The organism is Rhodovastum atsumiense, from assembly GCF_937425535.1.
Classification (GTDB): Bacteria; Pseudomonadota; Alphaproteobacteria; order Acetobacterales; family Acetobacteraceae; genus Rhodovastum; species Rhodovastum atsumiense.
On record NZ_OW485601.1, the window covers coordinates 2,852,112 to 2,877,651 of the forward strand.

Annotated in this window: 22 protein-coding genes, 1 tRNA gene and 1 riboswitch; of the genes, 7 read left to right on the forward strand and 16 right to left on the reverse strand. The window is 68.1% G+C overall.

The features are described from left to right. Positions 1-175: 175 nt before the first annotated feature. A complete protein-coding gene (locus NBY65_RS12955) occupies positions 176-910 on the forward strand; it encodes a response regulator (protein ID WP_150040365.1) in 735 nt (244 codons plus the stop codon). Here the strand turns inward: NBY65_RS12955 and NBY65_RS12960 are convergent. Next, entirely contained in the window at positions 892-3,657 is a 2,766-nt protein-coding gene (locus NBY65_RS12960; RefSeq protein WP_150040364.1) for an ATP-binding protein, read from the reverse strand. The two genes, NBY65_RS12955 and NBY65_RS12960, sit on opposite strands and share 19 nt — an antisense overlap. A 139-nt stretch (positions 3,658-3,796) precedes the next feature. On the opposite strand from NBY65_RS12960, the gene NBY65_RS12965 reads away from it, so the two are divergent. After that, positions 3,797-5,317, forward strand: coding sequence for a 4Fe-4S binding protein (locus NBY65_RS12965; RefSeq protein ID WP_150040363.1), 1,521 nt, complete (start codon positions 3,797-3,799; stop codon positions 5,315-5,317). A gap of 114 nt (positions 5,318-5,431) precedes the next feature. Here NBY65_RS12965 and NBY65_RS12970 read toward each other — a convergent pair whose 3' ends face one another. Beyond that, positions 5,432-7,693 carry a molybdopterin-dependent oxidoreductase gene (locus NBY65_RS12970; protein ID WP_150040362.1) on the reverse strand — a complete coding sequence of 754 codons (2,262 nt, stop codon included), beginning with the start codon at positions 7,691-7,693 and terminating at the stop codon, positions 5,432-5,434. A 516-nt stretch (positions 7,694-8,209) separates the two neighbouring features. Here NBY65_RS12970 and NBY65_RS12975 point away from each other — a divergent pair. Continuing rightward, on the forward strand, positions 8,210-8,758 hold the full coding sequence (locus NBY65_RS12975; protein WP_203330450.1) for a hypothetical protein: 549 nt from the start codon (positions 8,210-8,212) through the stop codon (positions 8,756-8,758). A 22-nt stretch (positions 8,759-8,780) separates the two neighbouring features. Here NBY65_RS12975 and NBY65_RS12980 read toward each other — a convergent pair whose 3' ends face one another. The 6 genes from NBY65_RS12980 to NBY65_RS13005 form a co-directional block, all read right to left on the reverse strand. Next, positions 8,781-9,131, reverse strand: coding sequence for a hypothetical protein (locus NBY65_RS12980; protein ID WP_150040361.1), 351 nt, complete (start codon positions 9,129-9,131; stop codon positions 8,781-8,783). A 560-nt stretch (positions 9,132-9,691) separates the two neighbouring features. Then, positions 9,692-10,153: a pseudoazurin gene (locus NBY65_RS12985; RefSeq protein ID WP_150040455.1), complete on the reverse strand. Its 462-nt coding sequence runs from the start codon at positions 10,151-10,153 to the stop codon at positions 9,692-9,694. 12 nt (positions 10,154-10,165) lie between these two features. Then, positions 10,166-10,930 carry an ABC transporter ATP-binding protein gene (locus tag NBY65_RS12990; RefSeq protein ID WP_150040360.1) on the reverse strand — a complete coding sequence of 255 codons (765 nt, stop codon included), beginning with the start codon at positions 10,928-10,930 and terminating at the stop codon, positions 10,166-10,168. Next, positions 10,927-11,988, reverse strand: coding sequence for a FecCD family ABC transporter permease (locus tag NBY65_RS12995; RefSeq protein ID WP_150040359.1), 1,062 nt, complete (start codon positions 11,986-11,988; stop codon positions 10,927-10,929). Before NBY65_RS12995 ends, NBY65_RS12990 begins: the two co-directional genes overlap by 4 nt. Next, positions 11,985-12,995, reverse strand: a complete 1,011-nt coding sequence (locus NBY65_RS13000) for an ABC transporter substrate-binding protein (protein ID WP_150040358.1) — start codon at positions 12,993-12,995, stop codon at positions 11,985-11,987. Before NBY65_RS13000 ends, NBY65_RS12995 begins: the two co-directional genes overlap by 4 nt. Before the next feature lie 147 nt (positions 12,996-13,142). Next, positions 13,143-13,335: riboswitch (cobalamin riboswitch) on the reverse strand. A 490-nt stretch (positions 13,336-13,825) separates the two neighbouring features. After that, a tRNA-Gly gene (locus NBY65_RS13005) sits at positions 13,826-13,900 on the reverse strand. A 208-nt stretch (positions 13,901-14,108) separates the two neighbouring features. Here NBY65_RS13005 and NBY65_RS13010 point away from each other — a divergent pair. From NBY65_RS13010 to NBY65_RS13025, 4 genes are read left to right on the forward strand one after another with little or no spacing between them, the layout of a single operon-like run. Next, a complete protein-coding gene (locus NBY65_RS13010) occupies positions 14,109-15,050 on the forward strand; it encodes a thioredoxin family protein (protein ID WP_150040357.1) in 942 nt (313 codons plus the stop codon). A gap of 1 nt (position 15,051) precedes the next feature. Further along, positions 15,052-15,726 (forward strand): LON peptidase substrate-binding domain-containing protein, encoded by a 675-nt coding sequence (locus NBY65_RS13015; protein WP_150040356.1) that lies wholly within the window; start codon positions 15,052-15,054, stop codon positions 15,724-15,726. Positions 15,727-15,749: 23 nt separating this feature from the next. Continuing rightward, complete coding sequence (locus tag NBY65_RS13020; protein WP_150040355.1) at positions 15,750-15,968, forward strand: Trm112 family protein; 219 nt, start codon at positions 15,750-15,752, stop codon at positions 15,966-15,968. After that, positions 15,968-16,321 carry a gamma-butyrobetaine hydroxylase-like domain-containing protein gene (locus tag NBY65_RS13025; protein ID WP_150040354.1) on the forward strand — a complete coding sequence of 118 codons (354 nt, stop codon included), beginning with the start codon at positions 15,968-15,970 and terminating at the stop codon, positions 16,319-16,321. Before NBY65_RS13020 ends, NBY65_RS13025 begins: the two co-directional genes overlap by 1 nt. A 9-nt stretch (positions 16,322-16,330) precedes the next feature. Here NBY65_RS13025 and NBY65_RS13030 read toward each other — a convergent pair whose 3' ends face one another. Genes NBY65_RS13030 through NBY65_RS13065 form a run of 8 tightly spaced genes read right to left on the reverse strand, consistent with a single transcriptional unit; the run spans position 16,331 to position 25,474 of the window. Continuing rightward, positions 16,331-16,813, reverse strand: a complete 483-nt coding sequence (locus tag NBY65_RS13030; protein ID WP_150040353.1) for a hypothetical protein — start codon at positions 16,811-16,813, stop codon at positions 16,331-16,333. Then, a complete protein-coding gene (locus NBY65_RS13035) occupies positions 16,810-17,790 on the reverse strand; it encodes an FAD:protein FMN transferase (protein ID WP_239002751.1) in 981 nt (326 codons plus the stop codon). Before NBY65_RS13035 ends, NBY65_RS13030 begins: the two co-directional genes overlap by 4 nt. Continuing rightward, positions 17,787-18,287: a nitrous oxide reductase accessory protein NosL gene (locus tag NBY65_RS13040; RefSeq protein ID WP_150040352.1), complete on the reverse strand. Its 501-nt coding sequence runs from the start codon at positions 18,285-18,287 to the stop codon at positions 17,787-17,789. Before NBY65_RS13040 ends, NBY65_RS13035 begins: the two co-directional genes overlap by 4 nt. 11 nt (positions 18,288-18,298) lie before the next feature. Then, complete coding sequence (locus NBY65_RS13045; RefSeq protein ID WP_150040351.1) at positions 18,299-19,123, reverse strand: ABC transporter permease; 825 nt, start codon at positions 19,121-19,123, stop codon at positions 18,299-18,301. Further along, positions 19,123-20,034, reverse strand: a complete 912-nt coding sequence (locus NBY65_RS13050) for an ABC transporter ATP-binding protein (RefSeq protein WP_150040350.1) — start codon at positions 20,032-20,034, stop codon at positions 19,123-19,125. Before NBY65_RS13050 ends, NBY65_RS13045 begins: the two co-directional genes overlap by 1 nt. Continuing rightward, positions 20,031-21,299 carry a nitrous oxide reductase family maturation protein NosD gene (locus tag NBY65_RS13055; RefSeq protein WP_150040349.1) on the reverse strand — a complete coding sequence of 423 codons (1,269 nt, stop codon included), beginning with the start codon at positions 21,297-21,299 and terminating at the stop codon, positions 20,031-20,033. The genes NBY65_RS13050 and NBY65_RS13055 overlap by 4 nt, the downstream gene beginning before the upstream one ends. Positions 21,300-21,301: 2 nt before the next feature. Further along, complete coding sequence (gene nosZ / locus NBY65_RS13060; protein WP_150040348.1) at positions 21,302-23,251, reverse strand: TAT-dependent nitrous-oxide reductase; 1,950 nt, start codon at positions 23,249-23,251, stop codon at positions 21,302-21,304. 54 nt (positions 23,252-23,305) lie between these two features. After that, positions 23,306-25,474 carry a NosR/NirI family protein gene (locus NBY65_RS13065; protein WP_250265672.1) on the reverse strand — a complete coding sequence of 723 codons (2,169 nt, stop codon included), beginning with the start codon at positions 25,472-25,474 and terminating at the stop codon, positions 23,306-23,308. Between the last annotated feature and the right edge of the window lie 66 nt (positions 25,475-25,540).

The following is a 25,540-nucleotide window of genomic DNA, read 5'->3' on the forward strand; positions in this document are numbered from 1 at the left end:
GCCTCCCAGTCCGATTTTGATGCCAGGCTCGCGCCAGGCTTTTCTGATCCACGCCAGCATGTCCTGCTCCCGGGGGCGTCCCGTCGGGACGACGGGCCATTACGGCTTTTTCTAGATTATTGCTGTGAACCGGGTTTGTCCTTGTGTTAACAGGAGGTGAACCGGTGAGGGTGGCATGTTATCGGAGCCATGCACGACAAGAGGGGCTGCGGCGCAAGGCCGCCATGTGCTGGTGGTGGACGACGAGCCGGTAGCCCGTGAATCGATCACGGCCTATTTCGAGCGCGAAGGTTTCCGTGTGACCGCCGTGGGCAGTGGTGCCGGCCTGCGCGCTGTGTTGGCGCGGGAAACGCCGGACCTGCTGTTGCTGGATATCCGTCTGCCTGACGAAGATGGATTGGCCATCATGCGCGAATTGCGCGCCCAGAGTGCCCTGCCGGTGATCCTGGTTTCGGCCCGGGGGGACGAGGTGGATCGCGTGCTGGGCCTGGAGCTCGGTGCCGATGATTATGTCACCAAACCGTTCTCGCCGCGTGAGCTGCTGGCGCGGGCCCGCACCGTGCTGCGTCGGATCGGTGCCAGTTCGTATTCATCCGGGCCGGACCGCATGGTTCGTCGTTTCGCGGGCTGGAGCATTGACTTTTCGCTTCGGCGCCTGACCTCGCCGGGCGGGGAGGAGGTGCGGTTGACGCGCGGCGAATTCGACCTGCTCGCCGCGCTGGCGCGCCGGCCGGGGCACGTGCTGACGCGCGACAGCCTGCTGGATGCGATCAGCCATCGCGACTGGGCGCCCAATGACCGGACCGTGGATGTTCTCGTGGCACGGCTGCGCCGCAAGATCGAGGCGGATCCGGCGCATCCACGGCTGATCGTGACGGAGCACGGCATCGGCTACGCCCTGCACGCCTGATCCCCGGCGGCCGCCTCGTCCCAGGCGGTCTGCAAATCCGCCAGTGCTGTCGGCATGATCGCGATGACTGCCACCACCGCGGCACGCGTCGCCGTGATGGAACCTGACTCGGCTGCCCGCTGCACGGCTTCCGCCAGATCCTGCAATTCCGCCAGCCCGACCTGCGCTGCCGCGCCCTTGAGCTGATGCGCCGCCTCGCGCAAGGGGGGCAGCGCGCCGGTGGCGGCATGTCGTGACAGGGCCGCCTGCAGGTCCGGCGCCGTGGCCAGGAACAGCGCCACGATGCGGCCGGCCCGCTCGGCGCCCAGGTCGCGCGCGCGCTCGGCCAGCACGCGGCGTGGGGTGGGCGAGGCCTGCGCCGCATCCGCCGGCGCGAGGCTGAAGATACCGATCGCCTCGCCCAGCACCCGGCGAAGTTCGTCGCGGCGGAACGGCTTGGCCAGGAACGCCGTCATGCCCACGGTTAAGCAATCCTGCATTCGCCCAGGCGAGACATCGGCGGTGAGAGCGATCACCGGCACGTCCCGACGGGTCGGGTGCGCCATGGCACGAATGCGTCGGCACAGGCCCAGCCCGTCGAGTCCCGGCATCGACAGATCCGTCATGATCACATCGAAATCCGTGGTCTCGGCCAACGCCGCCGCCGCCAGCCCGTCCCGCGCCAGCGTCACGCCATGACCCATCTGTTCCAGCATGGCACTGGACACCGCCGCGTTGACCTCGTTGTCCTCGGCCAGCAGTACGCTCAGGCACGGCAACGCTTCGGGCAGCGTATCCTCGGCTTCCCGGACGGAAAGCGGAGCTTCCGCCATGGCCAGCGGGACCCGCAGCGTGAAGACGCTGCCCTGCCCCGGCGCGCTGTCGGCGGTGATCGAGCCGCTCATCGCCGCGACGATGCGCTGCACGATGGCCAGCCCCAGGCCGGTGCCGCCGAAGCGGCGGGTGATCGATGAATCACTCTGGGCGAAGGCGTCGAACAGATGCGGCATGGCCTCCGGGGCGATGCCGATGCCGGTGTCGCGGACCTGCACTTCGAGCGATGCCGTCTTCCCTGTCGCGGGTTCGATCCAGGCCCGGGCCGTCACCACCACCTCGCCGCGCTCGGTGAACTTGATGGCGTTACCAATCAGGTTCATCAGCACCTGGCCGAGCTTGGCCGGATCACCGACCAGCCGTGGCGGAAGGTCGTCGATCGCCAGGCGGCAGGCTACCCCCTTGCCGGTCGCCTGCGGTGCCATCGAGGCAGTGATCGTGCGCAGCAGTTCGGCCGGGTTGAAATCGATCCGCTCCAGCTCCATGCGCCCGGCCTCGATCTTGGAGAAGTCGAGCACATCATTCAGCAACGCCAGCAGCATCGTCCCGGAACTGGAGATCGCCGCCAGCCAGCGTCGTTGCGCGGGTGAGAGCGGGCTGTCTTCCAGCAACTGCGCCATGCCGAGGATGCCGTGCAGCGGCGTGCGCACCTCGTGGCTCATCGTCGCCAGGAAAGCGGATTTCGCCCGGCTGAGCTGGTTCGCCTGCGCGAACTCCGCCTCGCGCAGCCGCGCCAGTTCGCCCTGCAACCGCTGCGTCTCCAGCGAACTGGCGCGCAACCGCTCCAGCGCGCCGGCCATGGCCCCGAGTTCGTCGGCGAAGCCGGTCGCGGGCACGGCGGTCTGCAGATCCTGCCGCGACAGGCGCTCGATTGCCACCACCAGCGCCCGCAGGGGGCGGATCAACCGTCGTTGCACGGCCCAGATGGCGAAGGCGCCGGCCATGGTCACGGTGACGGCCACGGCCGCCATGACCGCGAGCATGGCCAGCGCCTGCCCCTGGCGTGTCCGGGCATGGTCCACCGCCAGATCGAGCGCATCGTGGCCAAGCCGGATGATGGTTCCATAGGCCGCCACGCACAGACCTGACCAGTCCGCCGCGGCCATGGCGGGCTGCCCGGATCCGTCCAGCCCGTGGATGATGGCATCCATGCGGGCCTGCGCCGCCGCCGTGGCTGCCTGGGCCTCCTGCAGATCGGCACGCAGCCGCTCCGGCGCGGCCGGCCGGCGCAGCAATTCCTCCAGATCCTGCCAGCGCGAGGTGTAGGCGCCGACATGCTCGCGCCACTCCGCGTGCTGTGCCAGGGAAAGCGGCCGGCTTTCCTGCACGTTCTGGCGCAGGTCGGAACAGGGGCGGCCGAAGTGCTCGCGAATAGTGGCGGCGGCGGTGCGCACCTGCAGTAACTCGGCGACCGGCGGGTCAAGCATGCGCAGCGCGTTGCCGATGCTGTTCGAGGCATCGACGATCCGTCCCGACAGATCGAACATGGCGAAGCGCCACGGCTCGGTCGGGCGCACGTCGCGGTGGGACAGTGGCGGGGCCATGGCATCCGCGAGCAACGACCACCGTGTATCCACCACGCGCTGCGCCTCCGCGATCGCGTCGGCAAGCCGGACGCCGCCATCGGGCCGTGACCTGGCCAGGGCCGCCAGGGCGGCGGCGGTGAAATCGTTCACCCGACGAGCGGAGGCGGCGAGGATGTCCGAGGGATCGTCGCTGGACAGCAGCGCGACGCCGCTGACCCCTACTTCGGCCCGGATGCCGACGATCCCGTCGAACAGGGTTCGGTCGGCATGCGCCAGCGTGACGATGCGTCGTGCCTCGGCATAGGCCGACCACTCGCGCAGTGCCAGCGCGGCGGTCATGACGATCAGGGCGATGACGAACTGCCATTGCAGTATCACCACGAGGCGGCCCAGCGATCGTTGGAACATGCCTGCCCCTTTCATGCACGCAGGCCCGTCAGCCCGATGCTGCCCATGCCGGTCCCTACGCGCGCATGTCTCTGTGTCGGCAAGCGCACTTGCGGTTGCCGCGGCGCACGGGCCTGCTGGCCGTCCCGAAGGTGCCCAGATGTTTCACCTGCCCCGTGCCAGTCTGCATCGACCTGCGACGATCCTGGTCTGCATCGCGCTTGGACTTGCCCTGGCCGGTCCCGTCCGCGCCCAGCGTCTTGCCGATCTGCTGGGCCAGGTTGCGCCGTCCGCGCTCGTTCCCGGCACCGATCGCTTCGGCCCGCCGGAGGGCACGCCGCCGCGCGCCCCGGCCTATGCGGGCAATCGGTTGCTGGGCTGGGCCTATCTCAATACCGATGTCACCGCCACGCCGGGCTATGCGGGCTGGCCCATCCTGATCCTGGTCGGCCTCGGCACCGACTGGAGAATCAGCGGCGTGAAGCTGGTGGAGCATCACGAACCGCTGCTGCTGAGCGGGGTGCCCCCCGAGCGTATCGACGCACTGGTGCAGAGCTATGTCGGCAGTGACATCGACGGCATCACCTCGATCGCGGAACGCCGCCCGGTGGATCTGATCAGCGGTGCCACGGTGAGCATGATGGCGATCGGCGATTCCATCCTGCGCTCGGCTGTCCTGATGTTTCGCCAGTACGGCGGTATCGTGACCGGGGGGCAGGCGGCCACGCCATCTGACCAGGCCGATGCCGGGAACGTCCCGTTGGCCGATCCGCCCATGTGGCATGCCTTGTGGCAGGCGAGTTCCGGGCGGATCGCCGTGCTGGCGGCGGCCCTGCTGGTGCTGACGGTGATTTTCTTCTGCCAGGATTGGTTCGCGCGCCGACCCGTGCTGTACGACAGGCTGCGACTGGGCTTTCTTGCCTTCACCCTGCTCTGGCTTGGCTGGTATGCGCAGGCGCAGCTTTCGGTGGTGAACGTGCTCGCCTTCGCCGCGGCCCTGCGGGCGGACTTCCGGTGGGATGCGTTCCTGGCCGCGCCGCTGATCTTCATCCTGTGGTCGGCCACCGCGGTGGCAGTGCTGTTCTGGAATCGCGGCGCTTTCTGCGGCTGGCTTTGTCCCTATGGTGCGGCGCAGGAATTGCTCAACCGCTTTGCCCGCGCGCTTGGCTTGCGGCAATGGGCCGTTCCGCATGCCGTGCATCAACGCCTCGGTGCGATAAAGTACGTGCTGTTCCTCGGCTTGTTCGGCGTCTCGCTCGGGGCCTTCGCTGCGGCCGAGCGCCTGGCGGAGCTGGAACCGTTCAAGACCGCCATCGTCCTGCGCTTCGTGCGGGACTGGCCCTTCGTGCTTGCCGCGCTGGCGCCGTTGCTTGCCGGCCTGGTCGTCGAGCGCTGTTTTTGTCGCTATCTGTGCCCGCTCGGTGCCGCCCTGGCGATTCCAGCGCGGCTGCGCCTGTTCGATTGGTTGCGCCGGCACCGTGATTGCGGCACCCCCTGTCAGCGCTGCGCCCATGCCTGCCCGGTGCAGGCCATCGAACCGGACGGGCGCATCAATCCCAACGAATGCATCCAGTGCCTGCACTGCCAGATGCTGTACCATCACCGTGACAAATGTCCTGCGAGGATCAAGGGCCGCCGCAGGCAAGAGATGTGCGGGGGCAACCTGCGGGCGGAGGGGTGACCCGTTGCCGGCGATCCGACGGCAGGCGGGGCGGAAGAGCATTCCGAAGGCTCTTCCACCCCGTCCGTGCCACCCCGGCGCTCCATGCATGGGGCACCGGGGCAGTGGCCGCTGCTAGGCAGCGGGCTGGTTGTAGGCGGTCACGGCCGGCGGCGTGCCGGCGAACTTCTCGATCTGCACCAGCGTGGTGCCGGCGATCGTCGCCTGGGCGAAGCGCGAGGTCAGCGGCTCGTCCAGGGTGAGCACGTTGGCATTGCCCTGCTTGTCCAGCGTGCCGATCTCGCCCGGCTTCAGCGGGTCGTACCAGGACCCTTCATGCAGGCACACCGTTCCCTTGGAGATGTCGTCGGTGACGACGGCGCCGGCCAGGGTCTGGCCGCGACCGTTGAACAGCCGCACCACATCGCCGTTGGCGATGCCGCGCGCGGCGGCATCCGCGGTGTTGATGATGACGGGCTCGCGTCCGGCCACCTTGTAGCGGGCGCCGGCATCGGTGTTGTCCATCTGCGAGTGCAGGCGGTACATCGGGTGCGCCGATACCAGCTGCAACGGATAGTCCTTGGCCGCGGCGCTGCCCTTCCATTCGACCGGCTCCAGCCAGGTCGGGTGCGTCGGGCAGTCGTCATAGCGGAGCTTGCCGACGGCGCGCGACACGATCTCGATCTTGCCGGTGGCCGTGCCGAGCGGATTGAGCAGCGGATCGGCCCGGAAATCCGCCAGATGGACATAGTCGCCCTTGCCCATCGGGAATTCCAGGACGCCGTCGCCGTTCCAGAACGCATCGAATTCCGGCATCGGCACCGCCTTCGACTGCGCGCGCGCCTGGTCGTAGAAGAAGCGCACCCAGTCCATCACCGTCCGGCCTTCGGTGAACTTTTCGCGGAAGCCTAGGCGGTCGGACAGTTCCGCGAAGATGTCGTAGTCCACACGCGACTTGTGCTGCGGCGCCACCACTGCCTTGCAGGCCAGGATCAGGTTGCGTACCTGGCCGACCTCGTCGCGTTCCAGGTCGCAGGCCGCCGGCAGCACGATGTCGGCGAAGCGCGCGGTCGGCGTCCACCAGGGTTCGTGCACCACGATGGTCTCGGGGGCGCGGAATGCCTTGATCAGGCGGTTGGTGTCCTGGTGATGCGTGAGCTGGTTGCCGCCCGAGATGTAGACCAGGCGGACATCCGGGTAGGTGATCGTCTTGCCTTTGTACTCGATGGTCTTGCCCGGCGTGGTCCAGGCATCGGACAGGCGCGCGATCGGGAAGATGGCGTTGACCGGGTTGGGGCCACTGGACATGCCGCCGACCACGGGCATGCGTGGATTGGGCATGCCGCCATCGCCATAGTGCAGGCCAAAGGTGATGCCGCCGCCGGGCAGGCCGATCTGGCCCAGCATCGCGGCGAGCGACACCAGCGCCCAGGGGGCCTGTTCGCCATGGTGCTGCCGCTGCACCGACCAGCCGCAGGCGATGGTGGTGCGGGTGCCGGCCATCTTGCGTGCCAGCTCCACGATGGTCTCGGCGGGCACCCCTGTGATCTTCGCCGCCCAGGCGGGGTCTTTCGGCGTGCCGTCGGTCTCGCCGGTCAGGTATTTGGCGAATTCGGCGAAGCCGAAGGCGTAGGTCGAGAGAAATTTGGCGTCGTGCCGGTTTTCGCTGAGCAGCACGTGCATCATGCCAAGCGCCAGGGCGACGTCAGTGTTCGGCGCGATCGGGATCCAGCGTGCCCCCAGCTCGCGGATGGTCTCGCTGCGCACCGGGTCGATCGCGATCAGATCGATGCCGGAATTCTTCAGCTCCAGCCAGTTCTTCGTGCTGTAGCGTGCCGAGAGGATGCGGCTGGTCACCAACGGGTTGGCGCCCCAGAGCAGCATCAGCTTCGCGTTGCCGCGGATCACCGGCCAGTCGGAGGCCGCGGATACGCTGCCCCAGGCGACGGTCGGCAGAATCTCTGAAATGGCCTGATTGCTGTAGTTGCCGAAGAAGGTGGATGAGCCGCCGAACCCGTTCAGGAAGCGCTGCAGCATCGGCTCCAGCCGGTGCACATGCGCGTGGTTGGAGCTCCAGGAACTCTTGCCCTTGTGCAGCGAGGCATTGCCGTAGCGCGCCTTCACCCGCTGCATCTCCGAGGATACCAGCGAGAGTGCCTCGTCCCAACTGACCTCGACGAAGTCGTTGTTGCCGCGGGTGGTGCGGTCGCTTTTTTCGCGGTTCTTCAGGAAGTCGCGGCGCACCATCGGGGCCTGCACGCGGGCGCGGTTATAAAGCCGGTCCGGCATGGCCTGCAGCAGCGGGTTGGACGCGCCGTCCTGGGCAAGCTGCTCGATGCCGACCACCTTGCCGCCTTGCTTGATCATCCAGAGCGGGCCGAGACAGGTGTTCGCCACCACGCGTCCATCGGTAATTCCGCCGGCCCCCGAGGCTGCGCGTGCGAGATGAGGAAATAACGCAACTCCGGCGGCGCCTGGAATGATATGGCGAATGAAGTCACTGCGGGTAAGCAATGTTCCTGTCTCCTGCCGTGTGCCAGGTTTGATTGGGCCCGGCCGGCGCAAATGCGCGGCAAGTGTTTTTGGGCCGATATGAGATTTGCGGCCATATCATCGCGCGTCCTTGATGCAGGTCAATTCGTGCAAAGTACGAAGTATTCAAACTACTCTGTGAGATCAGTGCAGGACCGTGAGTGGCGCTATGCTTGGCCGTGCATGACGATCTGATGCGGACGTTGCTCGCACGAAGGAATTTCTTTTTAAGGAACGAATTTTATCTGCAATGAAATAGCCGGCAGCCATCCTGCGCTGGCCCGGTTATCACCTTCCCCCGGTCATCGCCTTCCCATCATCGTGCGTGCGGCAACCGCCTTCCTGTCCGGTGCTTTCCCTCGGCATCAGCGGGAGGGGCGCATGGACGAAACAGGGCCAGCCATCGCGACCAGGGCGGTCATCGCGGCGCCGGTGCCTGGCCGTGCGATGGCGCGATACGGGGCGTCATTCGTCATTGGCTTCGTGGCAGGGTTGCGCAGCATGACGGCCTGCGCCGCGCTGAGCCAGGCTGCCGCGCGTGGGCAGGCGCGACTCACCTGGATCCCCGGTGGCGGCGCGACGCGTGGACTGCTAACGGCCGCGGCCCTGGCCGAGATGGCGGGCGACAAGATGCCGTTCGCCCCCGACCGCCGCATCCTGCCGTCTTTCCTGGCGCGATTGGCGATCGGCGCGGCCGGTGGGGCGGCGCTGGCAGGGCGGGATGCGTCGTTGCCGGCAGGGGGCCTGGCGGGCATCGCAGGGGCGGCAACGGGCACCCTGCTGGGGCGGGCGGCCCGTGGGGGCGTCACGGGTTCCGGCGCCAATTGGGGGCGGGCGCTGGCGGAGGATGCAGTGGCGGCCGGGCTCGCCGCAGCGCTGCTCGGCCGGGTGGGACGTCACGGGGACGCCCTGGCCCGGCCGGTGTCGTGATGTTGGCTGGATCCGCGGCAGGTCAGGCGGTCGGGCGTGGCCGCGGCGGTTCCAGGAAGGCGACGTTGGTGGATAAATCGTCCGGCGCCGGCGTGACGTCCTGCTCCGGCTTGTCCAGCAGGTGGGGGATGATGTCGCGCACCGCCACCAGCGGCCACAGGATGCCGGCCAGCGGCGCCCAGTCGCCGTTGTTCGGGGGCCAGCCGAAGCCGGCGCGGGCATAGGCCACGGCGGCGCCGAGCGCGGCATAGGCCGCCACCCCCTGTCCGCCGGCTCCGGCGATCCAGATCAACAGCCAGCCGACCAGCCCGATCAGGGCCGGCTTGACGAACCAGCCAAAGGCGCGGACGAGCAGAGAGTCCTCGTCGAACATAGTCCCCTTCCTTCTGCGAAGGGCCCGTGCCGTGAGGACGGACCGGGCCTGGTCAGGTATTGCCGGGGGGCGGACGGTCCCATCCGGGGGCATCCCAGGCCAAACCTTTATTGTGCGCGACATGGTGCGGATCGGCAAGTATGCAATGCCGGAGCGGAGCCTGTGCCGGGGCGCGTGGCACAGCCCCTGGCAAGGCGATTTCGAGGGCCATCGGCCTGTCCGGAGCCGCGATGTGATCTGGCCGGGCCGCCCAGGGGAGGCTCACGATCTCGTTCCATGCGGGCGAGTCGAGCGGAGGAGGCGAAGATCGGCGGGGTCATGCCGCAGATCGTTCGGGACTGCGTGGTGACGTTTGACGCGGCTGGTCCGGCGGGGCTGATCGATCCCAGGCGGCCGGGGCCGGGGCCGGTGCCTCTGCTGACTGCCGGGCAGCAGTGCGGCGTTGGTGGCGATATTGAAGTGCCAAATGAGCGTCGGGATTACAGTTGCAGCCAGACCCGGGGCCGGTTCAGTCATCATCGGAGATCATGAAGCGCAGCGTGCCGGGGGCAGGGTGGAAATCACCGGGCATCCCGCGCCGGCGGCACCGCCTGCTGCGCCTGTCGGGCCCGTACGATGATTTCCTCGAAGCGCTTCCGCGCCTGGACCGGCACCGTATCCGGAACAGATATCGTATCCAGCGAGGCGTCGCCGACCTGCACCAGCATCACCATGCCCATCATGTAGTGGGGAATGCAGCGAATGCCGTAGGTGCCTGGCTGCGTGAAGGTCACATCGATCTCCTCGTTGATGCGGCCCTTGAAAGACTCCGCGCCTGCCGGCAGCATTTCGAGTATGGAGGCAGCGTTGTGGGTCACGCTGGTGGCGAGGAACTTCACGCTGTCGCCCGGCTGCAGGCGCAGATAGTCCGGCTCGTACACCATGCCGCCGGTATCGTTTCTGTTGAGCATCTTTACCTCGTAGCGCTCAGCATGGGCGGCGGTCGTGGCGGCCAGCAGCAGCAACAGAACAGGCAGGCGCATCACGGATTCTCCTCATGACAGTGAATGGAAGCGAATGATCCGCGCCCCGTCGGCGGGATCGGTGAGGAAACTGGCGCGGACACCGAAGACATCGTGCAGCAGGCTGGCGCGCAGCACTTCGGCTGGAGGGCCCAACGCCACCAGGTGACCACGATGCATGACGCCCAGGCGGTCGCAGCCCATGGCCTGGTTCAGGTCGTGCAGGGCGATCACCGTGGTCAGCGACAGGCCGGCGATGAGCTGCAAAATGGAAATCTGGTGGTGGATATCGAGATGGTTAGTCGGCTCGTCCAGCAGCAGAACCCGCGGACGCTGCGCCAGGGCGCGGGCGATATGCACGCGCTGACGTTCCCCGCCCGACAATGTTGCCCAGTCGCGCGTGGCAAAGTCAGACATCTTCACCATGGCCAGCGCCTCGGTGACGATCGCGTTGTCGACGTCGGACCATGGCCGCAGGGCCGAGAGCCACGGCGTTCGCCCCAGCTCCACGGCGTCGCGCACTGTGATGCGGTCGGTGGTCTCGGCCTGTTGCTCTACCACGGCCATTGCCTGGGCAATCTCCCGCCGTCGCATGTGCGCCAGCGGCCGCCCTTCCAGCCACACCTGGCCGGTTGCAGGACGCAAGACCCCCGACAGCAGTCGCAGCAGCGATGACTTGCCCGACCCGTTGGGGCCGATCAGACCCACCATCTCCCCTTCCGCCACCGTCAGGCTGACATCCCGCACGATCGACGTGCCGCGCACCGACCAGCCAATCTGGTCCGCTTTCAGGATCATCGCGCGGATCGCCTGCGCACCAGGATGAGGGCAAACACCGGTGCGCCGACCAGCGAGGTGACGACGCCGATGGGGAGCACCTGGCCCTGCACGGCGATGCGTGACACGACATCGGCCAGAATCAGGAATATGGCTCCCATCAGGGCCGAGGCAGGCACCAGCCGGGAATGGCGCGGTCCCACCAGGAAGCGCGCAGCATGTGGCACCACCAGGCCGACGAAACCAATGCTGCCGACGATGCTGACCATCACCGCCGTTGCCAGCGAGGCACAGAGAATCAGCAAGGCCTGCACCTGCCGAACCGGCACCCCCAGTGAGACCGCGGAATCGGCACCGAACGTGAAGGCATCCAGCGCCCGCGCCTGCCACAGGCACAGCAGTGTGACGCCGATCGCCACCGGCACCGCCGTCGTCACGTTGTCCCAGCGCGCCCCGCTGAGATTGCCGAGCAGCCAGAACAGGATGCCGCGCGCCTGCTCGGCGCTGGCCGAGCGGGTGATGATGAGGGCAGTCAGCGCATTGAAAAGCTGCGAACCGGCAATCCCCGCCAGCACGATCTGCGCTGTACCGCGCGATCCCGACCCGCCGCCGGAGGCATGTGCCAACAGCGCCACGAGTAGAAACGCGGCGAGCGATCCGGCGAAGGCGCCCGCCGACATCGACACGGCCCCGGCGCCCAGGCCTGCCACCGTGACCAGCACCGCCCCGGTCGAAGCGCCCGCGGAGATGCCAAGAAGGTACGGATCGGCCAGAGCGTTACGTAACAACGATTGGAGGATCACGCCCGCCACTGCCAGGCCTGCACCACAACTGGCGGCGACAAGGGCGCGCGTGAGGCGATAGTTCCACACGATGCCCTGGTCGATCCGATCCAGGCTGTAGCCGGCGCCAAAGAAATTATTGGCCAGCGTCTGCCACACTGTCCCGGCCGGGATGCGCGTCTCGCCGATGCAGATGCCGGCGAGGATCGCGGTGGCGAGCACCGCCGCGATCCAAATGCCATGAAGCATCACCCGACCGATCAGGCCAGCCAGGGGGCGCATCAGGCCAGCCGTCATTGCCTGAGCCGGGCCATCGCCTCCGTCAGCGTCTCCAGCCCACTCACCAGGCGGATGGTGGCCTGCATGGCGTGCGCATCAAGGATGACAATGCGGTTGCCCTTCACCGCTGCCATTTCCTTCGTCACCGGATCAGTGCGCAGGAAAGCCAGCTTCCTTTCGTAGTCATCGGCCGGGAAGCGGCGACGGTCCATGCGCGCGATGACAATCACCGAAGGGTTGGCGCGCGCGATGGTCTCCCAGCCTACGGTGGGCCATTCTTCGTCGGATTGGACCACGTTACGCAAGCCGAGTGTCCCCATCATGTAAGCCGGGATGCCCTTCCGGCCGGCAACATAGGGATCGAGATCCAGGTCGGCGCTGGAGAACCAGAACACCGCCGAGGCATCCGTCAGCCCGAGGGCTCTGGCACGTGTGATGGCCGTCGCCTCACGCCTGCGCAGATCGGCGACCAGTTCCGCACCGCGATCCTGCCGGTCGAAGATCTGCGCCAGTTGGGTGATGCCCTTGTAGAGTGTGTCTGTGGTGAAGGGCGCGGTGCGGGTACCGTCAGCCCCGACCTGGTTGTTCTTGCCTTCGCAGTCGGAAGGCATGATGTAGGTGGGAACCCCGAGCTTGTGGAACTGCTCGCGCGTACCGACCACGCCTTGCGGGCCGATCATCCACTCGAACTGCGTCGCCACCAGGCCGGGGCGCTTGTTGATAACCGATTCGAAGCTCGGCGCATTGTTGTCCAGCCGCGGCACCTGGTCGTTCTGCGTCTTGAAAGCAGGCAGCACGTCGTTGAACCAGAGCGAGGTGCCGGCCATGTGGTCGCCGACCCCTAAGGCGTAGAGGATTTCGGTGACCGATTGCCCGATCGTCACGACGTTCCGTGGTGCTGCGGGAAACGTCAGCGTGTGCCCGCAATTCCCGACATTCAGCGGATACTGCGTGGGTTCAGCCTGGGCGGCAGACAGCAGCAGGCAAAAGCCTGCCGTGGCGACGGCGAGGCGCAGAGGGGCCATGGCTCGCTTCTCCGATCGTGATGAAAGCCGGAAAAGGCAGGGCCATGGTGCGGACGCACGACAAGCCTGAGGCGCAGGACCACGGATCGCCAAGGTCGGCACAGCAAGCAAAGCATCCACATCTTCTCCCCGGATCCCTCGCCGGCCGGAAGGTTACGCGCGCCGGCAGGTCTCCTGACTAGCGGGTCATCGCCTGGTCCGGCCTTCCCGGGATTGCTCCCAGTGGCATGTTGGACCGGGCTCGCCGCCTACAGTTGCGGGGCAGTTCCGTTTCGTGACCCTGGGGCCACAGCGGATTCCCTATTAATTCCTTGCGGAAACCGACTCTCGCTGGATACCGGACTTGCTGGAATGTGACAAGCCACGCCACTTCAGGGGATCGTGCCCACACCGTGCCGCGCTTCCAACTTCCGGCCTGGCTGAGGTGCCCCCTGTCGCGGCAACCCGACCTCGCTGCCTGTTTTGGATTCGACATGGAGATGCGGGGGGACGGTATGGACCCACGGATGAAATCGCATGGGGGTCATGTGCGGACTACAAACCTGCAACCCGGCGTGCGCTCGCGCGTTCATGCGACCTTCCGGCAGTCACACCATGTGTGCCGGTGACGAGACACGAGCGCGTGACCATTCATGGTCGCAAGACAGGCGCCACAAAGACGGGCAGGGCGCACGTCGTTGCGCATGAGTGGGCATCAGCCACAAGCGTGAGGACCGCATACCATCGCACTGGTCGCGCCGATCACGTTTTCTGAGGTGGACATCATCCAGACGTGCAAGCACCGAGGTGCTGTGTCGGCTGATATAACAGCCTGCACTGTCTTGGAAAACTGGAGCGGGCGAAGGGATTCGAACCCTCGACCCCAACCTTGGCAAGGTTGTGCTCTACCCCTGAGCTACGCCCGCGCCCCAGCCGCGTCGTCCGCGGAGGTCGGCCTTCTATTCGGCTTCCGCGGCAATTGCAAGGGGGGTCCGCCGTAAAAATCGGATCGTCCCCCCGCCTTGCCCCGCGTCGCGATTTCGGCGACTCCTGCCGCCTCGGCCGGGTTGTGCCCCGGACCGGCTGTGCCATCTATACCCAAACGAGACGGGATCTAAGGCGAGGACGCCCTTCATGGACCTTATCATCGGGCAGAACCAGGCCGGCGCCGGTAGCGCCTCCGGCGACGCCATGATCATCGACGGCGATCAGAAGACCTTCATGCAGGACGTGATCGACGCGTCCCGCACCGTTCCTGTGCTCGTGGATTTCTGGGCCACCTGGTGCGGGCCCTGCAAGCAGCTCACCCCGGCGCTCGAGAAGGTCGTGCGGCAGGCCGGCGGCCGGTTGAAGCTGGTCAAGATCGACATCGACAAGAACCGCGGCCTGGTGCAGCAGCTGGTTCAGCTCGGCCTGCCGCTGCAGTCGGTGCCCACGGTCGCCGCCTTCTGGCAGGGCCAGATCGCCGACCTGTTCCAGGGGGCCGTCCCCGAATCGGAGGTGAAGCGCTTCGCCGAGGCGCTGCTGAAGCTCGCTGGCGGCGCGATGCCCGGCGCCGACCTGATCGCCGAGGCGAAGGCCGCGCTGGAGGAAGGCCGCGCCCAGGAGGCGGCCGAGCTGTTCTCCGCCGCCCTGCACGATGAGCCGGAGAACCCGGAGGCCTGGGGCGGCATCATCCGGGCGCTGATGGCGCTCGGCCAGGAAGACCAGGCGCAGCAGGCGCTCGAGCAGGTGCCGCCGAAGATCGCCGACCATGCCGAGGTCGCCGGCGCCCGCAGCGCGCTCGCCCTGGCCGCCGAGGGCCGCAAGGCGCGCGACCAGCTTTCCTCCTTCGAGGCCCGGCTGGCCGCCAATCCGGCCGATCATCAGGCACGCTATGATCTCGCCACGGCGTTCAACGCCATGGGGCGACGCGAGGAGGCCGCCGACGCGCTGCTGGAGATCATCCGCCGCGAGCGCGGCTGGAACGAGGACGCCGCGCGCCTGCAGTTGCTGAAATTCTTCGAGGCCTGGGGCTTCGACGACCCCGCCACCACGGCGGCGCGGCGCAAGCTGTCCTCGATCCTGTTCAGCTGACATGGACGACCCGCGCCCGCGGCTGGAGGACGTGCCGACGGAGTTCCCCGTCTTCCCGCTCACGGGCGCGTTGCTGCTGCCGCGGGGGCGGCTGCCGTTGAACATCTTCGAGCCGCGCTACCTCGCCATGACCGAGGACGCACTGGCGGCCGGGCGGATCTTCGGGATGATCCAGCCCGACCCCCTGCTGCCGACCGGGCCGAGCGGGCCAGGGCTCTACCGCATCGGCTGTCTCGGTCGGCTGTCTTCCTTCAGCGAGACCGATGACGGCCGGTACCTGGTCACGCTCACCGGGCTGCTGCGCTTCACCGTGGTCGAGGAACTGGCGCCGCGCCGCGGCTACCGGCGGGTGCGCGCCGACCTGGTCCGTTTCGCCGCCGATCTCGACCCCGCCGCGCCGATGCCCCGCTTCGACCGTCCCGCGCTGCTCGCCGCCCTGCGGGCCTTCTTCGGCCGCCGTGGCTTCGAGGCGAACTGGGAGGCGATCGAGCGCATGCCGGACGAGACGCTGGTGACCACGCTGTGCATGGTCTGCCCGTTCGAGCCGGCGGAGCAGCAGGCGTTGCTGGAAGCAGAGACGCCTGACGACCGTGCCGCGGCGCTGGCCGCCTTGCTGGTGATGGATACCCATGCCCCGGGGGCGGATTCGGCGCCGGCCCGCCCGCGGGCCAGTTGATGCCCGGCGCCGGAGTGACACGAATGGCCGACGAGACCGCTTCGACGACCGAGTCTGCCCAGCCCGCGCCGGTCGACCCGCGGCTGCTGGAGATCCTGGTCTGTCCCGTGACCAAGCAGGGCCTGCAGTATGACCGTGCCCACAACGAGCTGATCAGCCGCGCCGCCGGCCTCGCTTATCCCATCCGCGACGGCATTCCCATCATGCTGCCGGACGAAGCCCGCCGGCTCGACGAGGTCTGATGCCCACCCCCACCGAGATCCGCCTCCTGCGTGCCGAGAAGCGGCTGGAGGTGGATTTCGATGACGGCAGCCGCTTCGTCTATCCCGCGGAATATCTGCGGGTGGAAAGCCCGAGCGCCGAGGTGCAGGGCCACGCCCCCGGTGAGCGCAAGACAGTGCCGGGGCGGCGCCATGTCGGCATCATGTCGCTGGAGCCGGTGGGCAACTATGCCATCCGCATCCTGTTCGACGACCTGCACGGCAGCGGCATCTACTCCTGGGCCTATCTCTACGAACTCGGGCGCGACCAGCCGGCGCGCTGGCAGCGCTACCTGGACGAGCTGGCGGCGCAGGGACTGAGCCGGGATCCCTGACGCCGGGCCTCACCAGTCGAAGAACGTGAGCCCATGCACGCCGGCGACGGCCCCGGCCACGGTCAGCAGCCCCAGCCCCAGCAGGACCCGGTGCAGGGTTTCGACCCGGCGGTAGGTCGCTTCCGGCCGCCGTGTCGCCGCCCGCTGCAGGTACGCGTCCAGGAACAGCGGCTCCAGCACGAACAGCATGACGGTGAACACCGCCCAGGTCAGCACCATGGCGTGCATCCACCAGAATTCCGCCATCGCGAACCGATCCCAGAGTTCCAGACGCCAGGCCATGTAGAAGCCGCTCGCGCCGGTCAGGGCGGTGGTCCAGCGGGATTGCCGGGCGAAGCCGTGCTCGATGACGTGGAATTGCGCCATCCGCTCGGGGGCTGCGTGGCGGCGGCGGATCACCGGCAGCAGGATGGTGGTGACCATGGCGACGCCGCCGATCCACAGCACCACGGCCACGACATGCAAGGCGCGGGCAAGCGTGATGTCCGTCATGCCAGGATCACGCGCGTGCCATCGGTCCGGGCTACGTGCACCGTCACGCCGGCCTGCCGCGCCAGTTCCGCCACGCGTTCGGGCGGCAGCAGCGAAAACGCGGTGGACAGCGCATCCGCCGTGGTGGCGTCGGGGGCGATCACCGAGATCGCCGCATAGCGCCAGCTCGAACGTCCGTCCGCCGGATCGAAGATGTGATTGAAGCGGCCGGCCGCGTCGAAGCGCGTGCCATAGCCACCCGATGTCGCCACCGCGCGGTTGCGCAGGGGAATCGTCTCGGCGATCTGGCCGGGGGCGGCCGGATCCTCCAGCCCGACCTGCCAGGCATCGCCCATGGGATGGCCGCCGAGCGCGCGGGCCTCGCCCATGTCCACCAGCGCCTGCGTGATCCCGTTGGCGCGCAGCCTTTCAACCACGCGGTCGGTGACGTAGCCCTGGGCGATGCCGTTCAGCGTGATGGCGGTGCCGGGCCGCAGCGTGATCTGATCCGCGTCGAGGTGGATGCGGTGTTGCCCGACCCGGTCCAGGGCGGCGGCGACCGCCTCGGCCGGTGGCCCCGCCGGATCCGCGCCGGCGCGGGCGAAATGCCCCGCATAAAGATCCCACAAGGGCTGCACCGTCACGTCGAAGGCACCATCGGTCAGCGCATGGAAACGCGCGGCCTCGGCCAGCAGGCGCAGCAGGTCGAAGGGGGGCGCCGCCAGCGCACCGTCACGGTTCAGTCGCAGCAGCGCCGAATCGGGCTGATAGAGGCTGAGCTGCCGCTCCAGCCGTGCCACCTCGTCCAGGCTGTCGCGGATCAGACGTCGCGCCTCTGCCGGATCGGGATGATGCAGTTGCAGCTCCGCATTGGCGCCGAGCGCGCTGCCGCGCCAGACATGCAGCATCGGTTGCGGCGCGGCGTGGGGCGCGAGCAGCGGCAGCCCGGCCATGGCGGCCGAGATGGCAATGAAGCGGCGGCGGCGCAGCGGGGTCACGACCGTTCTCCGTCGGGGAAGATATAGGCCGGCGGGATTTCGGAGAAACGCAGCACCTGGCCGCCATTCTCGGCGGCGAAGCGGTGCGCCGCCGCGGCCTCGCCGAAGGGGATCGCCTCGTCGGTCTGCATGCCGCTGCGCCGGCGGCTGCCGATGACGAACAGTGCCTGCTGTGCCGTCACCCATGTCTCAGGCTGGTCCCAGTCGCGGGCGCGGGCCATGTCGCTGACATAGATGGCGGCGATGTCCCTGGGCATCTCGGGCAACATGGTGAAGGCGATGGCGTCGCGCACGGTAGAGAACCAGTAGGGATCGGCACGGTCGCGCACGAAGATCTGCCCCTTCGGCCCCGGGTGTTCGTCGAGCGACATGCCGCAGAACGTGCCGATGGCGGCGGCGGTCACCGGGCGCGGCGGTGGTGGGGCCTCGGCCCGCTCCTCCTTGCAGGCGACGACCGGAAGCGCGAAGCAGGCGGCGAGGAAGCGGCGGCGGTGCATGACGGTCTCCTTCAGACCGGACGACGGGCGAACAGCGCGGCGGCGGCGGCGAGCGGCAGGGCGATCCAGGCCAGCAGCGCCGCGGTCAGCACCGCGGGCGTCAGCGCGGATCGGCCGGCGATATCGGCCAGCCCCGCGAACACGCCGACCCCGGCCCCCGAGAGATTGAGTAGCCGGTAGGCATCGGCGGGATTGAGCAGCAGCAGCGCGTCCAGCAGGCCCGCCGTGACGGTGCGGCCCTGGTCGGCCACCAGCAGGCCCAGCAGTGCCATGTCCCAGATCAGCACGCAGCCGAGCCAGATGCCGATGGCGATCCCCCCGGCCGTGCCGCGCTCGCGCACCTGCGTGCTGACCAGGGTGCCGATGGCGACGAACACCGCGCCGAGCAGCACGGATGATCCGATCAGCGCCGCGAATTCTGGCCAGGCGTCCGCTTCAGCGCCGCCCGTCGCGGTCAGCGCGGTCGCGGCGGCGCCGAAGCCCACGGTGGTGGCGAAGGCCAGGATGGCGACATGGCCGGCGAACTTGCCCAGGATCACCTGCCAGCGCGCCACCGGATAGGCGAGCAGCAGCGCCAGCGTGCCGCGCTCCGCCTCGCCGACGATGGTGTCGTGCGACAGCAGCAACGCGATCAGCGGCAGCAGGAAGATCGAGAGGCTGGAGAGGCTGACAATGGTGACGGCGAGGGGGCTGGCTTTCACCGCGCCGGTCGGGGCGGCGCCGAGGAAGGCCAGCGTCAGCGCGAAGACGGCCAGCAGCAGCGTGGTGGCGAGCACCCAGCGATTGCGCAGCCCGTCGCGCACTTCCTTGGTGGCGAGCAGCAGCACGGTCCGCATCAGGCATCTCCCTCGCGGCGCAGGAAGGCCGCATAGACGTCATCGAGACTGGGGCGAACGATATCCACCTCCGTCACCTCCGGGGGCAGGTCGCGCAGCAGTCCGGGCAGGTCCGCCTCGTCGCACACCGTCTCCAGCAGGCCGCCGGGCAGGGGGGACCAGCCCGCCCAGTCATCGGGTCCGTTGACCACGGCGCGCGGCGCTTCCGCGAGCCGGATGCGCAGGCGCGGGCGGATGCCGGCCAGGCGGCGCAGCGCGGAGAGCGAGCCATCGGCCATCTTGCGGCCGCGATCCATCACCACCACGCGGTCCACCTGTCCTTCCAGTTCGGCCAGCGCATGGGACGACAGCAGCACGCAAGCCCCCGCATCGCGCAGGGCGCGCAGGATCTCGTAGAATTCCTGGCGGGCCGCCGGATCGAGCCCGGAGGTTGGCTCATCCAGCAGCAGCGCCCGCGGTTGGCCGAGCAGCGCCTGCGCCAGTCCCAGCCGCTGCCGCATGCCTTTCGAATAGGTGCCGACCCGCCGCCGCGCCGCTCCGGCGAGGCCGACGCGCGCCAGCAGCCCGGCATTGGCGCGCACGTCCTGCCGCTTCAGCCGGGCGTAGAAGGCCAGTGTCTCCGCCCCGGTCATCGCCGGCTGGAAGGCGACGTTCTCCGGCAGGTAGCCCAGCGCCGCGCGCGCCCGTCCTGCCTCGGCCCCGGCCGGGTCGCCGCCGAGCGTGCGCACCGTGCCGGCACTCGGGCGGATCAGGCCGAGCATCAGCTTGATGAGCGTGCTCTTGCCCGCGCCGTTATGGCCCACCAGCCCGACGCACTCGCCCGGATGCAAAACAAGGTCGATGTCCTGCACCGCGACCTGCCGCCCGAAGGTCTTGGTCACGCCATCGAGCCGGATCGTCGCCTCGTTCATTGTCCGCCCTCCAGCCGCGCGAGTGCTGGCGGGCGCAGGGGCGTCATCAGCGGCGCGGAATCGACGACGCCGCCGGGATGGATCGCCGGGAATTGTCGTTGCGCCCAGCGCACCACTTGTACCGCGGGGCTGTTCATCAGCAACTTCGCCGCCGGCGCGCGCCAGACCACCTGGTCGATGATGTCGTTGGGGCGGTACGGCGCATCGGCGATGCCGTCGCCGTCAAGGTCGAAGGCGGCATTGTCGCTCCAGTAATTGCCGCGACCCTCGACCGCCCAGTCGAGGTAGCGCGTGCCGACATACATCACCTGGGTGCGGTTGGCGACGAAGGCGTTGCCGGAGATCGCGTTGCGCTCCGAACCGGCGGTGAAGTGCACGCCAAGCCGGCAATCCTCGAACCAGTTGTCGCGGAAGCGGTTCTTGTTGGCGTTGTAGATGAACACGCATTTTTCCGCACCGCGCACGACGTTGCCGGAGATCGCCGAATCGTTGGCAAAGTTGAACAACAGCCCCTGGTCGCGGTCGTGGTCGGAGACGTTCCCCGTGAGCCTCAGCCGGTCGGAATACATCATGACGTAGCCGACGTTGTTGCCAACCGAAACGTTGTCGGCGACCTCGCTGTCGTTGGTGTACATGAAATGCACGGCGAAACGCAGGTCACGGAAGCGGTTGCCGCGGATGATATCGGCGCGGCTGCTGACCGAGAACACGCCGTCGCGCCCACCGGCGATGTCGCTGTCGAGGATGCGGGCGCCCGGTGCGTTCCAGATGGAAATGGCGGGGCCACGCTCGGGGCGGCGCAGCCGGCGCAGGCCGTCGATGGTCACGTGGCGCACCGTCACGTCGCGCGGTCCTTCGAGATAGATGCCGATCAGGTTTTCCTGCAGCACGGTCTCCTCCACGACCGCGCCATGCGCGCCACGATCGAGGAAAATGCCGGAGTGCTTGTCGATCAGGCTGAGCCCGGAACCGCGCACGGTCAGGCCGCGCAGCACCACGCCCGCGGCGGTGACACGGACCGCCATGCCCTGGCTCAGCCCGTCGATCACCGTGCCCGGCTCGCCCGCGAGCGTCAGCCCAGGCTTGTCCACCACGACGCTGCCGCGATGGATGCCGCTGGCGAGGCGCAGCGTGTCACCCGGCGCGGCCTGCGCGATCGCCTCGGCCAGGGCCTCGCCCGGTGGTACCGGGATTTCGGCCGCGCGCGCGCCCGTCACGCCAAGATGCAGGACGAGCAACAGGAACAGCGCGCGGCCGAGTGCCATGGTCAGGCGCTCTTCGGACGCACGAGCATGCGACCCGACATCTCCATGTGCAGGGCATGGCAGAACCATTGGCAATACCACCAGTGCACGCCCGGCCGGTCGGCGACGAAGGTCACCGAGGCGGTCTGCTGCGGGCCGATCTCCATGGCGATGCCGTGCCGCACCAGGGTGAAGCCGTGCGTCAGGTCCTCCACGTCGTCCATGTTGGTGACGTACACGGTGACCTCGTCGCCCTGGTTCACCTCGAATTTCTCGAGGCTGTAGGCGGGTGCGATCGAGGTCATGTAGACCCGCACCCTGGTGCCGTCGCGGATGACGTGGGCGGCCTCTTCCAGCTTCACTCCGTCCTTCGCCGCCTGCCGACGCGCGTCATCCCATGTCGGGTCGTCGCGCTTCCAGATGCTGATCGGGTTCACCTTGGAGCGGTGGACAAGGCAGATGTCATGCGGCTCGGCGAAGCTCGGGCCGTCATGCACCAGCTTCATCTGGTCGCCGGAGATGTCGATCAGCTGGTCGTTCTCGGGCTTCAGCACGCCGGTGTTGAGGAAACGGTCCTTGCTGAACTTGTTCAGCGACACCAGCCATTTCCCGTCGGCCTCGCGGGTCTCGCCCATCGAGGTGTGGTTGTGGCCGGGCTGGTAGTGCACATCCAGCTTCTGGATGATGGGGTCGACCTTCTCGCCGGCGAAGGCGCGGCGGGCCTTGTCGATGTTCCACTTCACCATCTGGCTGTCGATGAACACCGTGGTGTAGGCGTTGCCCTTGCCGTCATAGGCGGTGTGCAGCGGGCCGAGCCCCAGTTCCGGCTCGGCGACGACGATGCCGCGCGGCTGGATCTTGTCGGCGAACAGGTCGTCCAGCCGGCGCACGTCGATCACGGTGACGGTGGGCGAGAGCTTGCCGTTGAACACCACGTGGATGCCGTCGGGCGCGGTGTTGCAGCCATGCGGGGAGTTCGGCACCGGCAGGTAGCGGGTGTATTTCGAGCCGCGACGGCCATCGACCACCTTGACCCCGCCCATCTGCTTGAAGTCGCTACGCTGGATGGCGCCCTCGATCGCCTTGATGTCGAAGATCACCGCCCAGGCCTGCTCGTGGTCCGTCATCTCGGCGACGGTGACGCCCTTGTTCGGGTTGTAGCAGGTCGAGAAGGCGTATTTGCCCTGGTAGTCGGCATCGCAATTGTCGAGGTTGCCGTCGACCAGCACCTGCCAGGCCACCTCCATCCTGTCGCCGTCGATGGCGGTGAACACCGACCAGTAGTTCTTCGGATCGTCCAGCACGGAGCCGTCGTTGGGGATGGGGATGACGTGCTCGCTGTTGGCGAAGACGTAGCCGGTGCGTGGGAACTTCTGTGGGCGCAGGCCGTGGATGTCCGACGCGTTCGGGATCTCGATGATCCTGTCAGTCTTCATCACGTCGCAGCGGATGCGGGCGACGCGGCAATTGGCCTTGTCGTTGATCCACAGGTAGCGCCCGTCATAGGTACCGTCGGTGAAGGACATGTGCGGGTGGTGGGCATCGCCGTTGTGGTAGTCGAGCGCATCGCCCGATGCCTGTCCGCCATACCGCTTGCGCAGGAATTCCTTGGTGGAGGGCAGCAGGCCCTCGGTCAGGATCTTCTTGCTCTCGTTGGTCAGGCCCCAGCCGGTGGCGCTGCAGCGGTTGAACACCGGGATGCGCATCAGCTCGCGCATCGACGGCAGGCCGATGATCCGCACCTCCCCGGTCTGGCCGCTCGAGGAGAAGCCGTAATATTCATCGAGGTCGCCCGGTTTCACGTCGGCACCCTGGCTGCCGCGCGCGGCCGGGCGGGTCTGGGCCAGGGCCTCGTGGCCGAGGGCCAGGCCACCGGCGCCGGCGGCGAGCCCCGCCAGCGCCGCGGTGGCGGTACTGCCCAGCAGGCCCCGGCGGCGCAGGCCCGTGGCGTCGTGCGGTGTATCATCGCTCATGTGAGGCTTCCTTCGGCGTGGCGCCTGCCGGCGCCTGGGCGGATCGGCGCGCCGTCATGCGACGGGCTCCGTGGTTGGCCGCTTCGGCGCGGGCCGGGGCGGCGGGGGCGGCGGCGCGGAAGCGGCATATTTCTCGCGCTTCAGCCGGCGCTGGATCATGACCGGGCATTTGCGGTCATGGTGGTAGAGCATCTGGCAGTGCAGGCACTGGATGCATTCGTTGGGATTGATGTGGCCTTCCGGGTGGATGGCCTGCACCGGGCACTCGTTGCCGCAACGCTGGCAGGGATTGCCGCATTCGCGGTAGCGGCGCAGCCAGTCGAACAGGCGCAGCCGTGCCGGGATCGCCAGCGCGGCGCCGAGCGGGCAGAGATAGCGGCAGAAGAAGCGCTCGATGAACAGATTCGCCGCCAGCAGGCCGACGGCGTAGAGCACGAAGGGCCAGCTGCGGAAGAAGCGCAGCACGATCGCGGTCTTGAACGGCTCCACTTCGGCGCCGATCTCGGCGGTGGCAAGCGCGCCCAGCGAGATACCGAACAGCACCAGGAAGACGACGTATTTGACCGCGGTCAGGCGCTGGTGGAGGGCGAAGGGCAGGCGCAGTTGCGGGATGCCCACAAGACGGGCGCCCCGGTTGGTCAGTTCCTGCAGCGCGCCGAAGGGGCACAGCCAGCCGCAGAAGGCGCCGCGGTTCCAGAACAGCATGGACGCGGCGGTGGCGAACCACAGGCTGAAGATCAGCGGGGCCATCAGGAAGTAGTCCCAGCTGAACTCGCTGCGCAGCGCCGAGAGGAAGGCGAGCACGTTGACCACCGAGAGCTGCGCCTGCGCGTACCAGCCGATCCAGACCAGGGTGAAGGTCAGGAAGCCGAGCCGCACCCGGTCGTAGAGCACCGGGCGGCGCGCGAACCAGTCCTGGAAGAAGAACACGGCCGTCAGCACCAGCAGCGCCACCGAGAGCACGACGATCTTCCCGGCGCTGGCCCACCACATCGCCTGCCACAGCGGCGGTGCCGGTGTGGCGGCGATCGCTGCCGGCGCGGCGGGCGGCGTGGCCACGGGGCGGAGGTATTTCGATGGAAGATCGTAGGTGAGATCGACCGTCAGGAACGCCTTGTCGCGTCCGGTGGTGGCACGCTGCACCAGCAATTGCAGTCGCCAGGGGGCGGTCGGATCGAGCCGGTCGCCATCGGGCACGACGAACAGGTCGGCCTCGGCGAAGTCCGGCGCGCCCGCGGCCTCGGCGCCGCCGAGGCGGCGGTGGTTGCGGTCGCGGAAGCGGATGGTCTGGTCGCCCTGCAGCACGGTGAAGCGATCGAAGATGCCGCCGCGCACATAGCCCGATCCCTTGAAGGAATAGGCACCATTGGCGAACACCACGATCGCCTGCCCCCCCGGTGGCAGGCTGGCCCGCAGCCGGTCATATTCGGCATCGCCGAGCAGGCTGCGGCCGATCGCCGGCACGCTGACCGGGGCGACGTAGAGGTCGATGAAATCCTGTGCCGGGTCGTCGCGCTCCGGACGGCCTGCGGCCACGGCATTGCCGGCGTGGGCGAAGCTGTCGCTGATCTCGCCCACGGTCAGGTGCAGCCGCCGCACCGAGCCGTCGCCCAGCAGGTCCGCCCAGCTTTCCGTGCCCGTCCGGGTCTCGTCCAGCACGCGGGTCGGGGCGGCGGGGGCTGCCTGGGGCTGGGCTCCGATGCCGTGCAACTGCGCCATGCGTTCGGCGCTGCGCAGGATCGAATCGCCGATCACCATCACCGTGACCGTGGCGCCGCTGACGATGTCCACGGGGGGGCGTGCCGAGCCTGTCGAGATCCCGCCCACATCACGCCCGACATAGCCGGCGATGAAGGCATTGATGCGCGCCGGCGGAATGCCGATCAGCACGATTGGCTCATGGTGCTCGACCAGTTTCGCGCCGGTGATTTTCCCGTCGGCGCCAAGCCCCACCAGGATGCGGATCGGCTTGCCGGAATAGCCCACGGCCGGGCCGACATCGGTGTTCAGGTAGATCCAGCCCAGCAGTTTCTGGCCGGCATAGGCGGCGGCCGAGGGCGGCGTACCCGCGGACGGGGCGAGGCGGTCGGCCCCGGGCACGAGATCGGATGGTGTGATATCGGAAAGAAAACTGTCGAGCTGACCGGCACGTGCTTCGCCGATAACGGCGAGGGCAAGAAAAAGTGCAGCTACAACCAGTGCCTTTCGGCACATGTCAAGCATCACGACGTTTCCCCCGAGGCGGGTGTACACTGTCCGGGATCCCAATGCGAGTTGCGATGTTTCCCG

Bases quoted from the DNA above. Each gene is read 5' to 3' on its own strand.
- NBY65_RS12955 (WP_150040365.1), top strand. From the start codon at position 176: ATGTTATCGGAGCCATGCACGACAAGAGGGGCTGCGGCGCAAGGCCGC.
- NBY65_RS12960 (WP_150040364.1), bottom strand. From the start codon at position 3,657: ATGTTCCAACGATCGCTGGGCCGCCTCGTGGTGATACTGCAATGGCAG.
- NBY65_RS12965 (WP_150040363.1), top strand. From the start codon at position 3,797: ATGTTTCACCTGCCCCGTGCCAGTCTGCATCGACCTGCGACGATCCTG.
- NBY65_RS12975 (WP_203330450.1), top strand. From the start codon at position 8,210: ATGGACGAAACAGGGCCAGCCATCGCGACCAGGGCGGTCATCGCGGCG.
- NBY65_RS12980 (WP_150040361.1), bottom strand. From the start codon at position 9,131: ATGTTCGACGAGGACTCTCTGCTCGTCCGCGCCTTTGGCTGGTTCGTC.
- NBY65_RS12985 (WP_150040455.1), bottom strand. From the start codon at position 10,153: ATGCGCCTGCCTGTTCTGTTGCTGCTGCTGGCCGCCACGACCGCCGCC.
- NBY65_RS12990 (WP_150040360.1), bottom strand. From the start codon at position 10,930: ATGATCCTGAAAGCGGACCAGATTGGCTGGTCGGTGCGCGGCACGTCG.
- NBY65_RS12995 (WP_150040359.1), bottom strand. From the start codon at position 11,988: ATGACGGCTGGCCTGATGCGCCCCCTGGCTGGCCTGATCGGTCGGGTG.
- NBY65_RS13000 (WP_150040358.1), bottom strand. From the start codon at position 12,995: ATGGCCCCTCTGCGCCTCGCCGTCGCCACGGCAGGCTTTTGCCTGCTG.
- NBY65_RS13010 (WP_150040357.1), top strand. From the start codon at position 14,109: ATGGACCTTATCATCGGGCAGAACCAGGCCGGCGCCGGTAGCGCCTCC.
- NBY65_RS13015 (WP_150040356.1), top strand. From the start codon at position 15,052: ATGGACGACCCGCGCCCGCGGCTGGAGGACGTGCCGACGGAGTTCCCC.
- NBY65_RS13020 (WP_150040355.1), top strand. From the start codon at position 15,750: ATGGCCGACGAGACCGCTTCGACGACCGAGTCTGCCCAGCCCGCGCCG.
- NBY65_RS13025 (WP_150040354.1), top strand. From the start codon at position 15,968: ATGCCCACCCCCACCGAGATCCGCCTCCTGCGTGCCGAGAAGCGGCTG.
- NBY65_RS13030 (WP_150040353.1), bottom strand. From the start codon at position 16,813: ATGACGGACATCACGCTTGCCCGCGCCTTGCATGTCGTGGCCGTGGTG.
- NBY65_RS13040 (WP_150040352.1), bottom strand. From the start codon at position 18,287: ATGCACCGCCGCCGCTTCCTCGCCGCCTGCTTCGCGCTTCCGGTCGTC.
- NBY65_RS13045 (WP_150040351.1), bottom strand. From the start codon at position 19,123: ATGCGGACCGTGCTGCTGCTCGCCACCAAGGAAGTGCGCGACGGGCTG.
- NBY65_RS13050 (WP_150040350.1), bottom strand. From the start codon at position 20,034: ATGAACGAGGCGACGATCCGGCTCGATGGCGTGACCAAGACCTTCGGG.
- NBY65_RS13055 (WP_150040349.1), bottom strand. From the start codon at position 21,299: ATGGCACTCGGCCGCGCGCTGTTCCTGTTGCTCGTCCTGCATCTTGGC.
- nosZ (WP_150040348.1), bottom strand. From the start codon at position 23,251: ATGAGCGATGATACACCGCACGACGCCACGGGCCTGCGCCGCCGGGGC.
- NBY65_RS13065 (WP_250265672.1), bottom strand. From the start codon at position 25,474: ATGCTTGACATGTGCCGAAAGGCACTGGTTGTAGCTGCACTTTTTCTT.